Raw genomic sequence first — 5,121 nt, forward strand, 5'->3', positions numbered from 1 at the left:
GCGCAGGGACTTTTTGCGCAGGCGCAGCAGCAAAAAACAGGGGACACTATCGTCGCTAAAATACAAACGGCCATTGAATGCGGTTTAATTTCTTACAAATTGACAGAACCGCAGGAGGTGAAAAGCGCATTGGGCCTTCCACTGCGGGAAAATCAGCGCAGAGACGGCGGCATGGATATTCTGGAAATGGACTATGCGGACCTGCGCTTTACCTTCGGCAAATACCGCCGCGATCCCCGGGCGGTTTTCACGCTTTTGCATTTGACCGTGCACAATCAAAGCGTTGATATTGGACAAAACAGCAAACTGGTATTGAGGAGTAACGACGATTTAAGAAAACTGAATCGGATAGAGGGCCTGCAAAACGTCTCTTTAAAAAAGGTGGATTTAAGCGATGAATTGGCTTTGCTGGAATCCCTGCTCTTTGATTCGCAGACCGAATGGCCGGGCGCGGACAGTCTGCCGGCCGGTTTTGATCCGCGCCGTTTGCTGGAAGAAGGCAAAAATCCCGGTCTGGGCATCCGGGCCATACACGCGCAGGGCATTACGGGGCGCGGCGTGGGGCTGGCCGTTATCGATCAGCCCTTGCTTCTGGAGCACGAAGAATACGCGGGAAGTCTGGCGCGTTACGACGCCACGGGTCTGGCCGGCTTTCCGCCGCAGATGCACGGTTCGCCCGTTGCTTCCGTTGCCGTGGGCAGGGACATCGGCGTGGCGCCGCAGGCCACGCTTTCCTGGTTCGCCGTGCCCATGTGGGAAAAAGACAACAGCGGTTATATCCGGGCCCTGCGGATGATCTTTGCTTTGAATGAACATCTGCCCGAAGAGGAAACCATCCGCGTGGTCAGTATTTCCGACGGGCGTTTCGCAAGCAAGAAGCGCTATGCGGAATGGCAGGCCGTGCTGCGGGAAGCGCAGGAAAAGGGCATCTTTGTGGTGACCTGCGATACCAGCGACTGGCATTTCGGCACCTTGACGCTGAAAGAAGGCACCGACCCGGATTCAGTTGATAATTATCGGGCAGGGAAATACAGTTTTCCGGATGACGTGCTTCGCATCCCGACAGGAAATAAAACTTTTGCCAGCCACAAGGACGCGGATGTGTATTTTTATGACAGAGAAGGCGGGAGAAGCTGGGCGGCGCCCTATCTTGCCGGTCTGGCCGCCCTGGCTTTTCAGGTTAATCCGCAAATCAGCCCGCAGGAAATAAAAACATTGCTGATTGCAACCGCGGTGCGCACGCCGGCCGGTGCGGTGGTTAATCCCACACGGTTCATTCAGCGCGTGACAGAATCTGCGCAAAAAAAGAGGTATTAAAAGCAGCGTTGAGAACAACAACCGGATGATCTTTCACGGCTTGTATTTTGATTCAGGCTGTGAATGATTATCATTCATGATTTGAATAATAATCTTTTTGGGTTGAAGGTTAAGTGGAGTTTAAAAGATGGAGTCTTCTTCTGAAGTGAATGCCATCTTGACTGATTGTTGTGTGTGCTTAACGATGATGTCAGTGCGAGTTCGCCAGCAATAACAGCGATTTTTATATTTTATGAATGATTACGGTATGCTGCCGGCGTTGGGCGACGAATTTGTACTCAAAGAATATTCAACCGTAAGCCTTCGTTTTTCTCAGGATAATGAGGGAAATGTGGAGGCGCTACTTTTAAGACAACCTGATGGTATGGTAACAGCGAGGAAAAAAAATGAATAGTAAAGACCATGAATTGATCGAAGCCGCACGGGCATTAATTAAAAAACGCTTTGTTGAAGGGCGGCACCACATCGCTGCTGTGCTCCGAACAAAATCGGGCCGGGTGTTCAGCGGCGTGCATGTGGAAGTGTACGTGGGACGCATTACCGTCTGCGGCGAAGCGGTGGCCATTGGCGCGGCGGCCACGGCCGGGGATACGGACATCGAAACCATCGTGGCTGTGGATGAAACCGGACGCATCGTTTCGCCCTGCGGCATGTGCCGCGAAATGATCGCCGATTACTCGCCGGATGCGCAGGTGATCATCCTGAAGGACAAGCAGCCGCAAAAAGTAAAGATTGCCGAATTGTTGCCTTTTCAATACGAACAGTGACCGAAAAAGCAGGCGGGATGCGAAAATTTTTGTGCTGAAGATCCTAACCCACCAGCCACCTTCCCTTTATTAAAAAGAGAAGGGGGAGCAAATTGTGCCGCTTTGCTGAGTTTTACTCAGATATGTTAAGATATTTTGCAAATTTTTATTTGCAATCCTTGCGCATTTTGTGAATGCTTTTCCCTTACCAAAGTCTAGAGCTGAAGCTCGAGTTACATTGCGCCTGTTAATTCTCTGTAGGTGTAAAGGATTCTTCCTCCCGCTGAAGCGGGATTCAGAATGACATGAGGCACAAGCCTTCACTGCCTGTGGAAACTTGCCCCTTCGCAAAATAATTCGTAATTTTTAATTAAAATTAATTTTTTGCCTGTCCAGCTGCGCCTGCCAGACGGGCCTGTCAGGCTGGTGCTGCCAGACTGGCCTGTCCGCTGCCAGACGGGTGCCCTTTGCGGTTTTTTAAAGGTTGCGGCTCTGCTGCCTTAGAACTGTAAAATCCGCCTTTTTTCTGAAAAATTAAGTTGCCTCCAATAGCGATTTCTTACATATTCAAAATAAACGGGTGCGGAGAAAATAATGCCTATTTTAGTTAACGGAGAAACGATTACTAAAGAGATGATTCAACGTGAAATGGAGCGTTTGCGGGTGGATCATGATCGTACTTTTCAACAAATGTCTGAACATGAGCGGGAAATCCAGCTTCGCCAGTGGTCTAAAGAGAATGTCATCGAACATGTTCTTTTGAGTCAGGAGGCCAAGAGACGGAATTACCTCATTGATGAAGGCGTTTTAATTTCCAGATTTACCTAATTGACAAAAGATGGAACATTGAACGCAGAAGAAGTAGAACAATTAAAAGCCGATTTAAAACTTGAAATGCAGTTTGAACAATTAATGCAAGAGTTGGCTGAACAAACCAAACCGACCTGCGACCAGGCCTTAATGGATTATTACCACACGTATCAGGATGCCTTCACTGTACCGGAGCGTGTAAACGCTGCCCACATTGTCGCGTATATCGATCATAATCAGAATAAAATCCAGGCCTACCAAAAAATAACAGCGATTGAAAAGCGGTTGAAAGCCGGGGAACCGTTTGAACAATTGGCTCAGACCATGGGGGAGTGTCGGGAATGGCAATTGGGCTGGTTTGCCCGGGGCCAAATGGTGCAGGCCTTTGAAGACGCGGTTTTTGTCCTAAAACCGGAGCAGATAAGCGGCATCATCTTGACGGAGTATGGGTATCACATCGCCAAAGTGAATGATTACCAGCCGGAACAATTGATCCCATTTGAAGAGGTGCGCCGGCAGATTGACGAACAAATGAAGCAGGAGCGCCTGCAGGACAAGCTTTTTGAACTCGTCGATGCCCTGAAAGAAAAAGCGTTAATTGTAGAGGAAGAGGATTAATGCTGGCCGCAAAAAAAACGCTCAATTCCGTTTTAATTAAGCCTGCCGGACCCGATTGCAATCTGGATTGCAGCTATTGTTTTTACCTGAAAAAATCCGCTCTTTTTCCTGAGACAACGCAACACAGAATGTCGGAAGAGACCCTAAAAATCATGATTAAGCAAATCATGGAACAGGGAGGGCAACACATCTCTTTTGGCTGGCAGGGGGGGGAGCCTACTTTAATGGGGTTGCCATTTTTCGAAAAGGCGGTTTCGTTCCAGAAAAAATTCGGCCGGGGCCAATCTGTGGGAAATGGGTTGCAAACCAACGGCCTGCTTCTCAATGCTCAATGGGCCAGGTTCTTAAGAAAATACCATTTCCTGGTTGGTTTGTCGCTCGACGGCCCGCAGCACATCCATGACGCTTACCGGCTTAAAAAGAGCGGCAGCGGTTCTTGGAACAGGGTGGTCGATAATGCCAAAATGTTGCTGGACAATGGAGTGCAGGTTAATGCCTTAACCGTACTCACCGACTATTCAGCGCAATTTCCGGAAGAGATTTACGCCTTTCATAAATCACTAGGATTACATTTTATGCAATTTATCCCCTGCGTAGAGAGAGATCCTGATAACCCTGGGCAACTGGCAGATTTCTCATTAACTGCAGAGCGATATGGTCAATTTTTGATTAAAGTTTTTGATCTGTGGCTTTCTGACTTTAAAGACGGGCAGCCAACAACTTCTGTACGCTATTTTGATTCGGTTTTTCACAGCTATGTAGGATTGCAACCGCCAGAGTGTACTTTATTGCCGGGGTGCGGGGGGTATGTGGTCATCGAACACAATGGCAATGTGTATTCCTGTGATTTTTACGTGGAAGATCAGTGGTATCTGGGCAATGTGCATTCCAGGCGAATCGTTGACATGCTTAATTCTACGCGGCAAGAACAGTTTGGTCTGGTCAAACGCCGATTGCCGGCTGAATGCCAACAGTGCCCCTGGTTGACTCATTGCTGGGGAGGTTGTCCCAAAGACCGGCAAATGGATCCTGCTGATCAGGGCCTGAATCATTTTTGTCTGTCGTTTAAAATGTTTTTTGAACATGCCGACAGCACTTTGCGCGCTTTAGCGCAGCAGTGGCGAGAGCAGAATCAGGTTGTTGCTCAACCAACAATGGTAAACATCGAAATACCCTCCAGAATCAACCCCAATGATCCCTGTCCCTGCGGCAGTGGTAAAAAATACAAAAAATGTCATGGCCGACTTTAAATATTTTAATGTAATGCCTTAAAATATTGACGTATTTTATTGACCAAGGCAGCAGGGTCCAATCATTAATCTACCACCGAGAACACAAAGAAGCACAAAGATATTATTAGAATACTTCCTTCAAAACTCATAATCCCGCTTAGCGGGATGCGAAAATTTTTGTGCTGTGTGATGAAGTAAAAAAAAGGTTGAGTTGTTGAATTGTTTAATTGTTGAATGGCCCGTCCTTCGGCCGGATAAACCTGTCCGGCTGCGCCTGCCAGACGGGCCCGTGCTACGGCCGGACAAGCCTGTCCCCGAAGATCGGGATTTCCGCTGCGCTCCAACCGGTGGCCAGACCTGTCAGGCTGCGCTTTGCCAGACTGGCGGGCCTGTCCGGT

General features: G+C 48.5%; 6 protein-coding genes. 5 read left to right on the forward strand and 1 reads right to left on the reverse strand.

The window, feature by feature from the left end; all coding sequences use genetic code 11:
* From ACWB0I_RS12715 to ACWB0I_RS12735, 5 genes are all read left to right on the forward strand, one after another.
* The coding region (locus ACWB0I_RS12715) for a S8 family serine peptidase (RefSeq protein ID WP_479388445.1) at positions 1–1,317 on the forward strand (1,317 nt) is incomplete at its 5' end.
* Between the two features lie 386 nt (positions 1,318–1,703).
* Positions 1,704–2,084, forward strand: coding sequence for a cytidine deaminase (locus ACWB0I_RS12720; protein ID WP_479388446.1), 381 nt, complete (start codon positions 1,704–1,706; stop codon positions 2,082–2,084).
* A 573-nt stretch (positions 2,085–2,657) separates the two neighbouring features.
* On the forward strand, positions 2,658–2,891 hold the full coding sequence (locus tag ACWB0I_RS12725) for a hypothetical protein (protein WP_479388447.1): 234 nt from the start codon (positions 2,658–2,660) through the stop codon (positions 2,889–2,891).
* A gap of 18 nt (positions 2,892–2,909) precedes the next feature.
* On the forward strand, positions 2,910–3,491 hold the full coding sequence (locus tag ACWB0I_RS12730) for a peptidylprolyl isomerase (protein ID WP_479388448.1): 582 nt from the start codon (positions 2,910–2,912) through the stop codon (positions 3,489–3,491).
* Positions 3,491–4,741, forward strand: coding sequence for an anaerobic sulfatase maturase (locus ACWB0I_RS12735; protein WP_479388449.1), 1,251 nt, complete (start codon positions 3,491–3,493; stop codon positions 4,739–4,741). Before ACWB0I_RS12730 ends, ACWB0I_RS12735 begins: the two co-directional genes overlap by 1 nt.
* Positions 4,742–4,806: 65 nt before the next feature.
* On the opposite strand, the gene ACWB0I_RS12740 is transcribed toward ACWB0I_RS12735, so the two are convergent.
* On the reverse strand, positions 4,807–5,121 hold a 315-nt coding region (locus ACWB0I_RS12740), incomplete at its 5' end, for a hypothetical protein (protein ID WP_479388450.1).

The organism is Caldithrix sp., assembly GCF_056497305.1.